This is a genomic window from Kineococcus gypseus, from assembly GCF_050871305.1.
GTDB lineage: Bacteria > Actinomycetota > Actinomycetes > Actinomycetales > Kineococcaceae > Kineococcus > Kineococcus gypseus.
The window spans coordinates 1-15,008 of the sequence record NZ_JBJLRD010000009.1; the positions used below are offsets into that span (position 1 = coordinate 1).

Consider the following 15,008-nt stretch of genomic DNA (forward strand, 5'->3'; position numbering starts at 1 on the left):
CCCCCCCCCCCCCCCCCCCCCCCCCCCCCCCCCCCCCCCCCCCCCCCCCCCCCCCCCCCCCCCCCCCCCCCCCCCCCCCCCCCCCCCCCCCCCCCCCCCAGGTGCCTCGCGCGTCGCAGGTCATCGCCCGGGTCGTCGCCGGGTCGTTGCGAGCCGCGGTCGATGCGAGGTCGGGTTCGGCGCGGCAGTGGACCGCTGGACGCATCCAGGCCTCGCCGGTCCTAGGCACCACGTGCCCTGGTGCCAGACCCCGGGCCCGGCTGAGGTGGACGCCATGACCACCGCAGAGCACCACGCAGGACCCCGCACCGCAGGAGCACGCGCCGGGCAGGAGCGCACCGGCGAGCCGCGCACCGTCCTGGTCACCGGCTCCACCAGCGGCATCGGCGCGGCCACCGCCCGCGTCCTGGCCGCGCAGGGCTGGCGCGTCGTCGTCACCGGCCGCGACGAGGTCCGCGGGAAGTCCGTCGTGGCGGACCTCGACGCCGCGGCCGGCACCGGCGGTGGGGGGGCCGTCTTCGTCCCCTCCGACCTCGCCGCGAGCCCCGGGGAGCTGCGCGCCTTCGCCCGCGCCGCCACCGACGCCGCCGGCGGCAGGCTGGACGCGCTCGTGCACAACGCGGCCCTGTGCCCGGCCGTGGACACCGTCCACCTCGACGACGCGGACCTGGAGGCCACGCTGGCGGTCAACGTGCGCGCCCCGCACGTGCTGACCGCGGCCCTGGCCCCGGCGATGGCCGGGCGCGGGCACGGCGCGATCGTCGTCATCGGCTCCTGGATGGCCCACGTGGGGCACCCCTTCGTCGGGCTGTACTCGGCGACCAAGGCCGCCGAGATCCAGCTCGCGCGCAGCTGGGCCGCCGAGTTCGGCCCGCGCGGGGTGCGGGTGAACACCGTCTCACCCGGAGCCACCCGCACCCCGGTCAACGCCGCCGACGGCGACGTGATCGCCGCCATGACCGCCGGCACCCCCGCCGGGCGCCCCGGCGAGCCCGAGGAGGTCGCCGAGGCGGTGGCCTGGCTGCTCTCGGAGCGCTCGGCGTACGTGCACGGCGCGGAGATCGCCGTCGACGGCGGCATCGTGACCACCCGCTCCGCCTGAACGGGCGCAGCACCGGCGCAGCTCCACGGGCCCGCCGCACCGCCCGGGCGGCAGCCAGGACCCGCCGGTCCCAGGACCAGCGCCCCCGCGGCCTCACCCGGGCGGTGCGGCGGGCCCGAACGCCTCCTGCAGCGCCGCGCCCAGGGCCTGCGCCCCCAGCACGGCGCACCCGCGCCGCGCCGACCCCGCCGCCAGGTCCGCGACCACGGCCAGGTCGGACGGCTGCCCCGGCGAGCCCGGCTCGTCCACCTCGTCCGCCCCGTCCACCTCCTCGGGTCCACCGGCGCAGCGGGCGGCGTAGCGCGCCAGCAGCCCGCGCAGCTCCGCGGCACCGCGCCGCCGCACCGGCCGCTCCAGCACGGCGGCCGCCAGCGCCGAGGTCGCGGCCGCGCTCAGCGAGCAGCCCTCGTGCTCCCACGACAGCGCGGCCACCCGCTCGCCGTCCAGGCGCAGCCGCAGGCGCACCTCGTCCCCGCACAGCGGGCTGGTGCGCACCACCTCCACCTCGTGCGCGCCGGGCGCTCCGACCAGCCCGCGGCCCACGGGGTGCTGCGCGTGCTCCTGCAGCAGCAGGCGGCGCTCCTGCTCGCTCAGCCCGGCGCTCACCGCGAAACCCCCTCGGCGACCGCCGGGGCGGGGGCGTCCACCCCGTCCGGCCAGCGCGTGCCGGCGGGCAGCAGGCCGGGGGAGTCCACGTCCCCGCCGCGGCCGGGGGCGGGGTGCTGCTCGACGAGGACCACGTCCGCGCCCGCCAGCAGCCCGCGCGCGCCGGTGTCCCCGCGCGCGCCGCGCCGCGCGGCCGGCAGCGCGTCGCGCCCCAGCAGCACCGGGTGCCCGGGCCGGCCGGCCCAGGTGGCGCGCACCAGCGCCGAGCGCGGGTGCGGCCCGGCGGCGGCCAGCACGGAGGCCACCGCCCGCGCGTCGACGTCCGGCAGGTCCACCAGCGTGACCACCACCGCGTCGAGGTCCGGGTGCAGCGCGCCGGCGGCGTCCAGGCCGGCGCGCAGCCCGGCGCCCAGGCCGGTGGCGGCGTCCGCCACGGGCAGCGCGCGCACCCCCGCGGGCAGCCCGCGCGCCACCTGCTCACCCCCGGCGCCGGTGGTCACCAGCACCGGCGAGCACCCGCCCTCGCCCAGCACCCGCGCGGCGCGCGCGGCCCAGCTCTCCCCGGACGTCGTGCGCAGCAACGCCTTCGGCGCCCCCATCCGCCGCCCGGACCCCGCCGCCAGCACCAGCCCCACCGCCCTCACCTCACACCGCCGCGAACTCGCGCACCCCGGGCGGGCACTGCCCGGCCGGTGCGGTGCCCGACCCGTGCAGGGGCCCGGTCGTCGTCGACAGCGGGCGCCCGGAGCGGCCGTTGAGCACCGCCACCACCTCCGCCAGCACGCTCAGCGCCGTCTCGGCCGGGGAGCTGCCGCCCAGGTCCAGCCCCAGCGGGCTGCGCAGGAGCTGCGCGGCCAGCTCGCCCAGGCCCTCGGCCGCCAGCCGCGCCGCCCGCTCCTCGTGGGTGCGCCGCGAGCCCATCGCCCCCAGGTACCCCAGCTCCGGCAGGTGCAGCGCGGTGCGCAGCAGCGGCACGTCGAAGCGGGCGTCGTGCGTGAGCACCAGCAGCACGGGGGCGCGCCCGAGCCGGCCGGCGTCGCGCTCGCGGGCCAGGTAGCGGTGCGGCAGGTCCACCACGAGGTCCTGCACGCCGGGGAAGCGCTCAGGGGTGGTCAGCGCGGCGCGCGCGTCGCACACGGTGACCCGGAACCCCAGCTGCGCGCCCATCGCCGCGGCGGCCGCGGCGACGTCCACGGAGCCGAAGACGAGCAGCCGACGGCGCGGCGACAGCGGCGCCAGGCACACGCGCACCCGCGCGCCGCCCGCGGTGCCGTGGGTGCGCGAGAGCGCCGCGTCGCGGCCCAGCAGGTCCGCGGCGTCGGCGGCCACGGCCCCCTCCAGCGCCGGCGGGCCGAGCGGGGAGACGCCGCCGGAGGCGTCGACGAGGGAGCCGGAGGCGTCGACGAGGAAGCGGCGCCCGACCGCGGCCGGGTCCGGGTGCTCGACGACCACCCCGAGCACGACCGGTTCCTCCGCCGCCACCGCCTCCGCCGCCCGCCGCCACAGGGCCGCGTCGCGCGCCTCCACCCGCTCGACGAGCACGTCGAGCTCGCCGCCGCAGGTGGTGCCCACCGCGAGGGCGTCCTCGTCGGCCACGCCGTAGCGCTGCAGCGAGGCGGTGCCGGTGGCCAGGACCCGCTGGGCGACCTCGTGCACGGCCGACTCGATGCAGCCGCCCGACAGGCTGCCGGCGATGGTGCCGTCGGCGCCGACGAGCACCGCCGTGCCCACCGGTCTGGGCGCCGACCCGCGCGTGGCCACGACCGTGGCCAGCGCCCAGCCGCCCTCCGCGCTGCAGCGCGCCAGCGCCCCGAGGTGTTCGCGCACGCCGCCCCCCTCCCCGCGGGTCCGCGCCCGCCCCGGTACCCGACCGGCCTCCGAGGGGCATTCGACCACCGCCGACGCGCGCGTGGCGAGCAGTGTTGCGCCCGGTCGCACGCCCGGTTACGGCCGTGTTTCCGTTCCGGCCCCCGGGGGCGGTGCTTGTGCGGAACGCCAACGGCGGCCCCGGGGGGGTGCTGGACTCTGGTCGTGCGGTGCGTGCCGGGCGCGGCGCACGCGGACATGCTGGACGTCCGGCAGGACCGCCGGGGCGCAGCGCGCCCCGGCCGCGAGCAGGCACGAGGGGGGTGGGCGATGACCGCGACGACCGGGCCGGGCCCGTCGGCGCCGGACCCCGCGGGGGTCCCGGACCCGGGCACCGCGGCGTTCGACGCCCTGCCGCGCGAGCGGGCCGCGGAACTGCTCCTGACGTGCTGCTCGGCGCCGCGCTGGGCGCGGCGCGTGGCCACCCGCGGCCCGCACGGGGACCTCGGCGCGCTGCTGCGCGCCTGCGACGAGGAGCTGGCGCGCACCGGGGAGGACGACGTCGACGCGGCCCTGGCCGGGCACCCGCGCATCGGCGAGCGCTCCGCGAGCGCGGCCTCGAGCCGCGAGCAGGCCGCGGCGCTGGCCGCGGACGGCGACGTGCTCGCCGCGCTGGCCGAGGGCAACCGCGCCTACGAGGAGCGCTTCGGCCACGTGTACCTGGTGTGCGCGAGCGGGCGCAGCGCCGAGGACCTGCTGGCCACGCTGCGCGCCCGGCTGGGCAACGACCCGGCCACCGAGCGCGCGGTGCTGCGCGGGGAGCTGGCCGCCATCACGCGGCTGCGCGTGCGGCGGCTGGTCGCCGACCTCGCGGCGGGCGACCCCGTGGCGGGCGGTGGCGGGTGACGCGCGTGAGCACCCACGTCCTGGACACCACCACCGGCACCCCGGCCGCCGGCGTCGCCGTCGTGCTGCGCGCCCCCGGCGGCGCCGAGCTGGCCTCTGCCACCACCGACGCCGACGGCAGGGTCGGCGCCCTCGTCGACACCGCCCTGGCGCCGGGCGCGTACGCGCTCGCGTTCGCCACCGGCGACTGGTTCGCCCGACGCGGCGCGGCGGCGTTCCACCCGGAGGTGGTCGTGACGTTCACCGTCGCCGGCGAGGACCACCTGCACGTCCCGCTGCTGCTGGCGCCGTACGCCTACTCCACCTACCGCGGGAGCTGAGATGCCGATCGTCCTGGACGCCCACCAGTACGGCAAGGCCGAGAACCGCGTGGTGCGCATCCGGCGGGACAGCCCCCGCCACGAGATCCGCGACGTCACCGTCTCCACCTCGCTGCGCGGGGACTTCGCCGACGCGTACCTGCGCGGGGACCAGTCGCGCGTGCTGCCCACCGACAGCCAGAAGAACACCTGCTACGCCTACGCCAAGGAGCAGGGGCTGGGCACGGTGGAGGAGTACGCCCTGGCCCTGGCGCGGCACTTCGTCGACGACGTGGCACCGGTCACCGGCGCGCGCGTGGAGGTCGAGGAGCACGCCTGGCGGCGCGTGGAGGTCGACGGGGAACCCCACGACCACACGTGGGAGCGCGCCGGCCACGACGTGCGCACCGCGGCCGTCACCGTGGAGGGCGAGGGCGGGCAGCAGCGCGCGTGGGTCGTCGGCGGCCTGAAGGACCTCGTGGTGCTGAAGTCCACCGGCTCGGAGTTCTCCGGCTTCCTCGTCGACGAGTACACGACGCTGGCCGAGACGCACGACCGGGTGATGGCCACGTCCCTGCTGGCGCGCTGGCGCTTCACGGGCACCGACGTCGCCTGGGACGAGGTGCACGCCGGCATCCGGCGGGTCCTGCTGGAGCAGTTCGCCACCGTGCACTCCCTGGCGCTGCAGCAGACGCTGTGGCACATGGGTGAGGCCGTCCTGCAGCGGTTCCCGGACGTGGTGGAGGTGCGGCTGAGCGCGCCGAACAAGCACCACTTCCCCGTCGACCTCACGCCGTTCGGGCTGCAGAACCCCGGCGAGGTGTTCCGCGCCGAGGACCGCCCCTACGGCCTCATCGAGGCGAGCGTCGCGCGCGAGGAGGTCCCGCCCGCGCCGTCGGCGTGGCGGGCCGGGGCGGGGCGGGCGTGAGGGGCCGGGCGGTGGTCGTGGCGGGGGACGCGGTGGACGGCGCGGTGGCCCGCGCGGTGGAGGACGCCGAGCACCTGGCGCGCGCGGTGGAGATCGCCGCGCGCAACGTCGCCGAGGGCGGCGGCCCGTTCGGCGCGCTCGTGCGCCTGGGCGGTCGCGACGTCGGCGCCGGCGGCAACCGCGTCACCCGCGACAACGACCCGACCGCGCACGCCGAGGTCGTCGCGATCCGCGCCGCCTGCGCCGCGCTGGGCACCTTCTCGCTGGCAGGGGCGACGCTCTACAGCAGCTGCGAGCCGTGCCCGATGTGCCTGACGGCCTCGCTGTGGGCGCGCGTGGACCGGGTGGTCTACGCCGCCGACCGCCACGACGCCGCCCGCGGGGGTTTCGACGACCTCGCGTTCTACGAGATGCTCGCGCGCGACCGCTCCACGTGGGCGGTGCCGGTGGAGCACGTGGTCACCGCCGGGGCGGTGCGCCCGTTCGAGGCGTGGCTGGGCGCGCGCTCGCGTGTGGAGTACTGACGTGCCCGGCGTCGAGCACGTCCAGGGCGATGCGCAGGTCGACCAGGTCGTCCAGGTCGCGCACGTCGCGGCCGAGCAGGCCCTCCACGCGCGCGATGCGGTAGCGCACGGTGTTCTGGTGCACGTGCAGGCGCTGGGCCGCGCGCGCCCACGCCCCCGAGCAGGCCACGAACTCGCGCAGCGTCGCCAGCAGCTCCGCGTGGGCGGGGGAGGCGTCCAGCAGCGGGCCGAGCACGTCGGCGGCGAACGCGCGGCGCAGGTGCTCGGGCACCGCGCGCAGCAGCCGCACCGCCGAGGCGAGCTCGTCGGCCAGCACCACCGAGACCGCCTCGCCGGACTCGCGCGCCAGCCGGAGCGCGTGCACGGCCGAGCGCAGCGCGTCGCCGAGGTCCTCGGCCCCGGCGGCCGCGCCCACCCCGGCCACCAGCCGCGCGCCGGGCAGCGCCGCGCCGGCGCGCGCCAGCGCCCGGTGCAGCAGCGCGGAGACCTCGCGGGCCTCGGCGGCGGGCACCAGGGCCACCGCCCCGCCGTCGGCGGCGGCACCGACCACCGGCGGGCCCAGCTGCGCGACCGCGTCCGCCAGCAGCTCGCGGGCCAGGTCCCGCGGAGCGCCCGGCGCGTCGGCGGTGGCCACCACCAGGCCGGCGCGCGGGTCCAGCCCGGCGCGCTGCAGGCAGCCGGCCAGCGCGGTGCGCCCCGAGCCGTCCTCCGCGGCGCGCACCGCCTCGTCGGCCAGCACCCGCGCCGCGCGCGCCTCGCCGTGCTCGCGCGAGCGCTGCAGGGCCGCGGCACCGGCCAGCTCGCGCACCGCCTCGGCGGTGGCCGGCTCCCAGCCGCCGAGGTCGCCGTCCACGACGAGGAACCACGACTGCGCGCGGTGGGCGCCGCGCGGGCCCACGCCCAGCACGCTCCACGTGCCCGACGGCAGGCGCACCACCGCCGGCAGCGCGGCGGCCGCCCCGGCAGCGCGCACCACGTCGTCGACGGTCTCGGCGGGCAGCGGCGGCACGCCCGCGACCACGGCGCGGCCGGTGGCGGTGAGCACCCGCACGCGCAGCCGCAGCCGGCGCGAGGTGGCCAGCGCCAGGTCCTCCAGGCTGCGGCCCTCGGCGAGCTCCTCCAGCAGCCGGCGCTGGCGCGCGAGGTCGGCGGTCAGCCGGCGCACCCGCTCGGACTGCGCGCCGCCGTCCACGTGCGCCTGCACCCGGTGGAAGGGCACGTCGGCCGGCACGGCCAGCAGCGCCAGGCCGTGGCGGGCCGCGGCCTCGGCCACGTCCTGCGGCACCGCGCCGAGCAGGCCCTCACCGGCGGCGACGGCGCTGGCCCCGGCCGCCGCGGCGTCGGCGACGAACACCTCGCTGTCGGCCGGCGCGCCGTGCCAGACCAGGCCCGTCAGCAGCACCTGGCCCGCCTCGACGTAGCGGCCCGGGCGCAGCAGGTCGCTGGTGCAGGCGCCGGAGACCGGCCGCGCCAGCTCCGCCTCCCCGCCCCACAGCAGGCGCAGGCGCAGTTCGGCCGCCTCCAGCAGGTCCCGCACCAGCACCGCCCCGACCTCCTCGCACCCGTCGCCGACCCCGCCACCGGGAGGTTCCCCCCGTGGACCTGAACACCGTCACCGAGGTCCGCTCCGCGCGCACCCGCGCCGACCTGGCCGACCTGGCCGACCTGGCCGACCCCGGCACCGCGATCCTCGCAGGCGGCACGTGGCTGTTCTCCACCCCGCAGCCGCACCTGCGCACCCTGGTGGACCTGACCACGCTGGACTGGCCGGCGCTGACCGTCTCCCCGCGCGGGCTGGAGGTCGCCGCCACCTGCACGATCGGGCAGCTCGCGGCGCTGCCGGCGCAGCCGGGCTGGGCGGCGCACCCGCTGCTGGCGCGGTGCGCGGCGGCGCTGGTGGCCTCCGCCGCGGTGTGCCGCACCGCCACGGTCGGCGGCAACGTCTGCCTGGCCCTGCCCGCGGGGGCGATGACCTCCCTGGCCAGCGCCCTGGAGGGCACCGCCGAGGTGTGGACGGCCGGCGGGTCCCGGCACCTGCCGGTGGCCGAGCTGGTGACCGGCCCGGGACGCACCTGCCTGGCGCCGGGGGAGGTGCTGCGCGCGCTGCACCTGCCCGAGCGCGCCCTGCGCTCGCGCACCGCGCTGCGGCGCACCTCGCTCAGCCCCGTGGGCCGCTCGGCCTCGGTGGTGATCGGCCGGCTGGACCCCGCCGGCGCCCTGGCCGTGCACGTCACCGCCGCCACCCCCCGGCCGGTGCGCCTGGACTTCCCCGGCGTGCCCGCCGCGGACGAGCTGCGCGCGGCGGTGGAGGGGGTCGGGGAGTGGTTCGACGACGTGCACGGCGCCCCCGACTGGCGGCGCGCGGTCACCGCGGTGCTGGCCGAGGAGGTGCGCGCGGAACTGGCCCGGCCACCGGCGGGCGGGGCGGGTGGCGCGGGCGGGGCGCTCGTGCCGCGCCAGGGCGGCGCGGTCGACGACGGGGGCGCCGGGGCCCCCGGGGGCGACGGGGGTGCGCGGTGAGGTTCACGGTCGACGGCGCCGAGGTGCGCGCCGAGCCGCGCCCGGGTCAGTGCCTGCGCACGCTGCTGCGCGAGGGCGGGCACCACGCGGTGAAGAAGGGCTGCGACAGCGGCGACTGCGGGGCGTGCACCGTCCTCGTCGACGGCGGCCCGGTGCGCTCGTGCCTGTACCCGGCGGTGCGCGCGCACGGCCGGGAGGTGACCACCGCCGCCGGGCTGGGCACCCCGGAGGACCTGCACCCGGTGCAGCGCGCGTTCGTCGAGCAGGCGGGTTTCCAGTGCGGCTTCTGCACCCCCGGTGCGGTGGTCTCCGTCGCCGCCCTCGAGGAGGAGCAGCGCGCGGACCTGGACCAGGCGCTGAAGGGGAACCTGTGCCGCTGCACCGGGTACCGCTCCGTGCGCGCCGCCGTGGCCGCCTCCGCGCCCGGGGCGGCGCCCGGGTGCGGGACGGCGACCGGGTGCGCGGACGGGTGCGCCCCCGCGCTGCCGGGGGCCTCCGCCCCGGCCCCGGCCGCGCGCCGCGTCGTCACCGGCCGCGAGCCGTTCACCCTGGACCTGCACGTGCCCGGCCTGCTGCACGCCGCCGTCCTGGGCAGCCCGCACGCGCACGCGCGGGTGCGCTCGATCGACACCGCCGCGGCGCTGGCGCTGCCGGGCGTGCACGCGGTGCTCACCCACCACGACGACCCCGGCGTGCTGTTCTCCACCGCCCGTCACCACGACCGCCTCGACGACCCGGACGACACCCGCGTCCTCGACGACGTCGTGCGCTTCCACGGCCAGCGGGTGGCCGTGGCCGTGGCCGAGACGCTCGCGCTCGCGGAGGAGGCGTGCCGCCTGGTCGCCGTGGAGTACGAGGTGCTGCCCGCGGTGCTGGACCCGGAGACCGCCACCGAGCCGGGCACCGCGGCCGTGCACGGCGACAAGGGCCCCGCCTCGCGCATCGCCGACCCCGCGCGCAACCTCGTCGCCGAGCTGCACGGCGGGGTGGGCGACGTGGAGGCCGCGCTGGCCGCCGCGCACGCCGTGGCCGGCGGCACCTACCGCACCGCGCGCGTCTCGCACGTGGCGATGGAGACGCACGCCACCACCGGCTGGCTCGACGACGACGGGCGCCTGGTGCTGCGCACCAGCACCCAGGTGCCGTTCCTCGTGCGCGACGAGGTCGCCCGCGTGTTCTCGCTGCCGAGCGAGCGGGTGCGGGTGCTCACCGCCCGCGTCGGCGGGGGTTTCGGCGGCAAGCAGGAGATGCTCACCGAGGACGTCGTCGCGCTGGCCGTCCTGCGCACCGGGCGCCCGGTGCAGCTGGAGCTCACCCGCACCGACGAGCTGACCCGCGTGCCCAGCAGGCACCCGTTCCGGGTGTCGGTGCGGGTGGGCGCCGACGCGGACGGGACCCTTACCGCGCTGGCCCTGGACGTGCTCGTCGACGCCGGCGCCCACGGCAACCACAGCCCCGGGGTGATGTTCCACGGTTGCCACGAGTCGGTGGCGCTGTACCGCTGCCCGAACAAGCGGGTGGACGCGCGCGCGGTCTACACCACCACCCTGCCCGGCGGGGCGTTCCGCGGCTACGGGCTGGGGCAGGTGCAGTTCGCGATCGAGTCCGCCCTGGACGACCTGGCCCGCGAGCTGCACCTGGACCCCTTCGAGCTGCGCCGGCGCAACGTCGTCGTGCCCGGCGACCCGTTCGTCGTCACCTCCGACCCCCACCGCGGCGGCGCCGACGACGGCCTGCGCTTCGGCAGCTACGGCCTGGACCAGTGCCTGGACCTGGCGCAGGCGGCGCTCGCGCGCGGCGGCGAGCCGGCGCCGGTCGGGCCGACGTGGCGCACCGGCGAGGGGATGGCCGCCACCATGATCGCCACCGTGCCGCCGCGCGGGCACGTGGCGGAGACGTCGGCGTCGCTGGCGGCGGACGGCACCTGGGAGCTGCGGGTGGGTACCACCGAGTTCGGCAACGGCACCACCACCGTGCACACCCAGCTGGCCGCCGGGGCGCTGGCCACCGAGCCCGGGCGCCTGCGGCTGCTGCAGTCCGACACCGACGCCACCACCCGCGACACCGGAGCGTTCGGCTCCGCCGGCGTCGTCGTGGCCGGCACGGCGCTGCTGCGCGCGTGCCGGGCGCTGCGCGAGCGGGTCGAGGCGCGCGCCGCGCTGGTCGCCGGGGTCGAGGCGGGCGCGGCCGTCCTCGAGCGCGACGGGGTGCGCTGCGGGGAGCGCCTGGTGCCGCTGGCGGCCGTGCACGCCGCCGAGGTGCGCGCCACCGGCGCGCCCCCGCGCGCCGAGGGCCGCGAGGACCCCGCCCGGCGCTCGGTGGCCTTCAACGTGCACGCCGTGCGGGTGGCGGTGGACACCGCCACCGGGGAGGTGCGCCTGCTGCGCTCGGTGCAGGCCGCCGACGCGGGAGTCGTCCTGAACCCCGCGCAGTGCCGCGGGCAGGTCGAGGGCGGTGTCGCGCAGGCCATCGGCACGGCCCTGCACGAGGAGCTGCGCCTGGACGCCGAGGGCCGGGTGACCACCACCGAGCTGCGCTCGTACCACGTGCCGCGCTCGGCGGACGTGCCCGACACCGAGGTGCTGTTCGCCGACACCCGCGACGAGTTCGGCCCGCTGGGGGCGAAGTCCATGAGCGAGTCGCCGTACAACCCCGTCGCGCCCGCCCTCGCCAACGCCGTGCGCGACGCGGTGGGGGTGCGCCTGCACGAGCTGCCCATGACGCGCGACCGGGTGTGGCGCGCGGTGCGGCGCGCCCGCGCCGGCGGGCCGCCGGGCCCCGGTGAGCCGGGGGTTCAGCGCCCCTCCAGCTCCTCCAGCGCCGTGTAGAGGGCGGTGATGCCCGCCACGCGCCGGCGCCCCTCGCGCGGGCGCGCGGCCAGCACGCCACCGGCCAGCAGGCTCACCGTGCTCATCACCGCCGCGTAGCTGTCGAACGCGCCGACGCCGTCGGTGGGCACCTGCAGCACGTGCGTGAACCCCGCGCCGTGGCGGCGCCCCGCGGCGTCCGTCAGCAGGACCGAGGCGGCCGCCCCCTCCGCCACCGCCCGCGCCAGCGCCGCGAAACCGCGCGGGCGGCGGCGAAAACCGACGAGCACCACCGCGTCCGCGTCGCCGAGGCCGGCCAGCTCCTCGCCCAGGGACTGCCCCGGTTGCGGGGCCAGGTGCACGTCCGGGCGGCACTGCAGCAGCTGCTGGCGCAGGTGCAGCGCGACCGGGTGGCTGTTGCGGAAACCCACCACGAGCACGCGGCGCGCCCCGGCGAGCAGCCCCGCCACCGCGTCGGGGTCCTGCTCGGCCAGCGAGGTGCAGGCCAGCGCGAGGTTGCGCCGCTCCTGCTCCAGGTGGGCGGCGAAACCCTGCGGGCCGTGCGGGCCGGCCGACCCGCCCAGCGGCACCCCGGTCCCGCGCAGCGCCCGCGCGTCCTCGCGCGCCTCGGCGGAACCGGCGTAACCCAGGCGCCGGAAGAACCGGCTGACGGTGGCCTTGGAGGTGCCGCTGAGCTCGGCCAGCTCCGCGGCGCTGTGCACGGCGACGTCGGCGAGGCGGTCCATCAGCGCGTCGGCGACGCGCTGCTCCTGCGGCCCCAGCTGCGCGTAGGCGCGGTCGATGCGGCGCTCGATCGGCTGGTCGCTCCCCTCCCGCGGCGCGGGGTTCACCGCACCGGTGCCGGGTGCGTCGCGCGGTCCGCGGCGACGGCGAGCACCGCCGCGGTCAGCGCGTCGAGGGCGGCGGCGACGTCGTCGGCGCGCACGGACTCCTCCGGCGCGTGGCTGATCCCGCCGGCGCAGCGCACGAACAGCATCGCCACGTCCGTCAGCGTCGCCAGCGCCATGGCGTCGTGACCGGCCTTGCTGAACAGCTCCGGCGGGTCGGTGTCGCCGGTGGCGGCGATGCCGCGGCGCACCGCGTCGCGCAGCGCGGGCGCGCACGCGACACCGTCGGCGCTGTGGTGCTCGTGCGCGGCGAAACCGCAGCCGCGCGCCGCGCACAGCCGCTCGGCCCCCGCGCGCAGCTCCTCCCAGACCGCGTCGCGGTGCGCGTCGTGCTCGGCGCGCAGGTCCACGCTCAGCTCCACGCGCCCCGGCACGACGTTCACCGCGCCGGGGGAGACCTCCAGGCGGCCGACGGTGGCGATGACGCCGCGGGCGCGGGCGGTGCGCTCGACGAGCAGCACCACCTCGGCGGCCGCGCACAGCGCGTCGCGGCGCCGGTCGTACGGGGTGCCGCCGGCGTGGCGGGCCTCGCCGGTGACCGTGCACGAGAACCGCCGCGCGCCCGCGATGGACGTCACCACGCCCAGCGCCCGGTCGGCGTCCTCCAGCAGCGGGCCCTGCTCGATGTGCGCCTCGAGGTAGCCGACGAGCTCGCCGGGGGAGCGGGCCGCGTCGCCCACCGCGCCGGGGTCGAGCCCGAAAGCGCTCGCCGCCTCGCGCAGCGTCGTGCCGTCGGCGTCGGTCAGCGACCACCACGCCGGGTCCCACGTGCCGGCCAGGGCGCGGCTGCCCAGCAGGGCGGTGCCGAAGCGGGTGCCCTCCTCGTCGGTGAAGGCGACGACCTCCAGCGCGAACGGCAGCGCCGCGCCCGTCTCCCGCAGCCGCTGCACCGCGGCGACCGCCAGCAGCACGCCCAGCACGCCGTCGTAGCGCCCGGCGTCGGGGACGGTGTCCAGGTGCGAGCCCAGCAGCAGCGCCGGTGCGCCGGGCACCGGCCCCTCCAGCCGCCCGCACAGGTTCCCCGCCGCGTCCTGCCACGTGCGCAGGCCCGCCTCGGCCATCCACCCGGCCACCAGGCGGTTCACGGCCGCGTGCTCGGGCGTCAGGTGCACCCGCTCGATCCCGTCCGGGCGGCTGGACAGCGCCGCCACCTCGTCGCAGCGCGCCAGCACCCGCGCCGCGTCCGCGCCGACGTCCCCGGCGCCGCTCACGCCGGCACCCCCACCGGCTGCCCCGCGGGTTGCCCCGCCGCGGTGCGCGCGTCGGCGTAGACCTCCTGCGCGGCACCGGTGCCGCCACCGGCGGTGACGGCCACCCCGCCCGAGCGCAGCACGGCCTCCAGCGCGGCCAGGGTGGTCAGGACCGCGTCCTTGCGCGCGTTGTAGCCCATCGTGCCGATGCGCCAGACCTTCCCGGCCAGCGGGCCGAACGAGGTGCCGATCTCGATGCCGTAGTCGGCCAGCAGCGCCGCGCGCACGCCCTCGCCGTCGCCGGCGCCGTCGGGGACCTCCACCGCGACGACGTTGTGCATCTTGTGCTCGACGTCGCCGAAGACCCGCAGGCCCAGCCCGCGCACCCCGGCGAGCACGGCCCGCCCGTGCAGGCGGTGGCGGGCCACGGCCGCCTCCAGCCCCTCGGCCACCAGCAGCCGGGCGCACTCGCGCGCGCCGTAGAGCATCGAGGTGGCCTCGGTGTGGTGGTTCAGCCGCCGCGGGCCCCAGTAGTCCAGCACCATCGCCAGGTCGAAGTAGTTCGAGCGGATCCGCCGCCCGCCGCCCGCGCCGTCGGGGTCGTCGGGGTCGGCGTACGGGTCCGGGCGCAGGCCCGCCTCGACGTGGCGGCGCCGGTCGAGCACCTGCACCGCGCGCGGGGACAGGCTCGTCGGTGCGCTGCCGGAGGGGCCGCCCAGGCACTTCTGCAACCCGGCGGTGGCCGCGTCCACGCCCCAGGCGTCCATGGCGAACTCGTTGCCGCCCAGGCTGGCGGTGACGTCGCTGTAGAGCAGCGCGCCGTGGCGGTGGGCGATCTCGCCCAGCTCGGCCAGCGGCTGGTTCATCGTGGTGGAGGTGTCGCCCTGCACCACGGCGAGCAGCTCGGGGCGCACCTCGCGCACCGCCCGCTCGACCGCGTCGGGGGTGAACACCGAACCCCACTCCACCTCGCGCACGTGCACCTCCGCGCCGCAGCGCTCGGCGATCTCGCGCAGCAGGTGCCCGAAGCGGCCGAACACCGGCACCAGGACGCGGTCGCCGGGTTCGAGCAGGGAGACCATCACCGCCTCGATGCCGGCGCGGGAGGTGCCGTCGACCAGGACGGTGGCCTCGTTGCGGGTGCGCAGCACCCGCCGGTACAGCTCCATCGTCTCGTCCATGTACGCCGTCATCGCCGGGTCGTACTGCCCCACGAGCTGCGCGGACATCGCGCGCAGCACCCGCGGGTCGGCGTTGACCGGGCCGGGCCCCATGAGCAGGCGCGGCGGCGGCGCGACCTGCTCGGTCCGCAGCGGCGGCGGCGCGTCGACGAGCTGGTCCACGTGTTCCACGGAACGAGTTTATGCAACGATCGTTCCACCGCGGAACCCCCTGCGGAGCACCGGACGCCA

General features: G+C 78.9%; 14 protein-coding genes. 7 read left to right on the forward strand and 7 right to left on the reverse strand.

The annotated features are described in order from the left end of the window. Positions 1 to 274: 274 nt before the first annotated feature. Positions 275 to 1,102, forward strand: coding sequence for an SDR family NAD(P)-dependent oxidoreductase (locus ACRYMN_RS04865; protein WP_432492555.1), 828 nt, complete (start codon positions 275 to 277; stop codon positions 1,100 to 1,102). Between the two features lie 93 nt (positions 1,103 to 1,195). On the opposite strand, the gene ACRYMN_RS04870 is transcribed toward ACRYMN_RS04865, so the two are convergent. Genes ACRYMN_RS04870 through ACRYMN_RS04880 form a run of 3 tightly spaced genes read right to left on the reverse strand, consistent with a single transcriptional unit; the run spans position 1,196 to position 3,535 of the window. Further along, the gene (locus ACRYMN_RS04870; RefSeq protein WP_432492557.1) at positions 1,196 to 1,708 is read right to left on the reverse strand and encodes an iron-sulfur cluster assembly scaffold protein; all 513 of its coding nucleotides are present in this window, start codon (positions 1,706 to 1,708) and stop codon (positions 1,196 to 1,198) included. Further along, positions 1,705 to 2,343 (reverse strand): nucleotidyltransferase family protein, encoded by a 639-nt coding sequence (locus tag ACRYMN_RS04875; protein WP_432492559.1) that lies wholly within the window; start codon positions 2,341 to 2,343, stop codon positions 1,705 to 1,707. The genes ACRYMN_RS04870 and ACRYMN_RS04875 overlap by 4 nt, the downstream gene beginning before the upstream one ends. A 10-nt stretch (positions 2,344 to 2,353) precedes the next feature. Beyond that, complete coding sequence (locus ACRYMN_RS04880; protein WP_432492561.1) at positions 2,354 to 3,535, reverse strand: XdhC family protein; 1,182 nt, start codon at positions 3,533 to 3,535, stop codon at positions 2,354 to 2,356. 309 nt (positions 3,536 to 3,844) lie between these two features. Here ACRYMN_RS04880 and uraD point away from each other — a divergent pair, with 309 nt between their 5' ends. The 4 genes from uraD to ACRYMN_RS04900 are packed head-to-tail and all read left to right on the forward strand — an operon-like array spanning position 3,845 to position 6,171. After that, positions 3,845 to 4,420 carry a 2-oxo-4-hydroxy-4-carboxy-5-ureidoimidazoline decarboxylase gene (uraD, locus tag ACRYMN_RS04885; protein WP_432492563.1) on the forward strand — a complete coding sequence of 192 codons (576 nt, stop codon included), beginning with the start codon at positions 3,845 to 3,847 and terminating at the stop codon, positions 4,418 to 4,420. Continuing rightward, the gene (gene uraH / locus ACRYMN_RS04890; RefSeq protein WP_432492565.1) at positions 4,417 to 4,740 is read left to right on the forward strand and encodes a hydroxyisourate hydrolase; all 324 of its coding nucleotides are present in this window, start codon (positions 4,417 to 4,419) and stop codon (positions 4,738 to 4,740) included. Before uraD ends, uraH begins: the two co-directional genes overlap by 4 nt. A gap of 1 nt (position 4,741) precedes the next feature. Beyond that, a complete protein-coding gene (gene pucL / locus ACRYMN_RS04895; protein WP_432492567.1) occupies positions 4,742 to 5,647 on the forward strand; it encodes a factor-independent urate hydroxylase in 906 nt (301 codons plus the stop codon). A 17-nt stretch (positions 5,648 to 5,664) separates the two neighbouring features. Further along, the gene (locus tag ACRYMN_RS04900; RefSeq protein ID WP_432492731.1) at positions 5,665 to 6,171 is read left to right on the forward strand and encodes a nucleoside deaminase; all 507 of its coding nucleotides are present in this window, start codon (positions 5,665 to 5,667) and stop codon (positions 6,169 to 6,171) included. Here the strand turns inward: ACRYMN_RS04900 and ACRYMN_RS04905 are convergent. Further along, positions 6,107 to 7,714 (reverse strand): helix-turn-helix domain-containing protein, encoded by a 1,608-nt coding sequence (locus ACRYMN_RS04905; RefSeq protein WP_432492569.1) that lies wholly within the window; start codon positions 7,712 to 7,714, stop codon positions 6,107 to 6,109. The genes ACRYMN_RS04900 and ACRYMN_RS04905 overlap by 65 nt on opposite strands. 53 nt (positions 7,715 to 7,767) lie before the next feature. On the opposite strand from ACRYMN_RS04905, the gene ACRYMN_RS04910 reads away from it, so the two are divergent. After that, positions 7,768 to 8,691 carry an FAD binding domain-containing protein gene (locus ACRYMN_RS04910; RefSeq protein ID WP_432492571.1) on the forward strand — a complete coding sequence of 308 codons (924 nt, stop codon included), beginning with the start codon at positions 7,768 to 7,770 and terminating at the stop codon, positions 8,689 to 8,691. After that, positions 8,688 to 11,519 carry a molybdopterin-dependent oxidoreductase gene (locus tag ACRYMN_RS04915; protein WP_432492573.1) on the forward strand — a complete coding sequence of 944 codons (2,832 nt, stop codon included), beginning with the start codon at positions 8,688 to 8,690 and terminating at the stop codon, positions 11,517 to 11,519. Before ACRYMN_RS04910 ends, ACRYMN_RS04915 begins: the two co-directional genes overlap by 4 nt. Here ACRYMN_RS04915 and ACRYMN_RS04920 read toward each other — a convergent pair. From ACRYMN_RS04920 to ACRYMN_RS04930, 3 genes are read right to left on the reverse strand one after another with little or no spacing between them, the layout of a single operon-like run. After that, positions 11,486 to 12,349: a MurR/RpiR family transcriptional regulator gene (locus tag ACRYMN_RS04920; protein WP_432492575.1), complete on the reverse strand. Its 864-nt coding sequence runs from the start codon at positions 12,347 to 12,349 to the stop codon at positions 11,486 to 11,488. The genes ACRYMN_RS04915 and ACRYMN_RS04920 overlap by 34 nt on opposite strands. Next, positions 12,346 to 13,617 carry an allantoate amidohydrolase gene (locus tag ACRYMN_RS04925; RefSeq protein ID WP_432492577.1) on the reverse strand — a complete coding sequence of 424 codons (1,272 nt, stop codon included), beginning with the start codon at positions 13,615 to 13,617 and terminating at the stop codon, positions 12,346 to 12,348. Before ACRYMN_RS04925 ends, ACRYMN_RS04920 begins: the two co-directional genes overlap by 4 nt. Next, positions 13,614 to 14,870, reverse strand: coding sequence for a pyridoxal-phosphate-dependent aminotransferase family protein (locus ACRYMN_RS04930; protein WP_432492733.1), 1,257 nt, complete (start codon positions 14,868 to 14,870; stop codon positions 13,614 to 13,616). The genes ACRYMN_RS04925 and ACRYMN_RS04930 overlap by 4 nt, the downstream gene beginning before the upstream one ends. Positions 14,871 to 15,008: the final 138 nt, after the last annotated feature.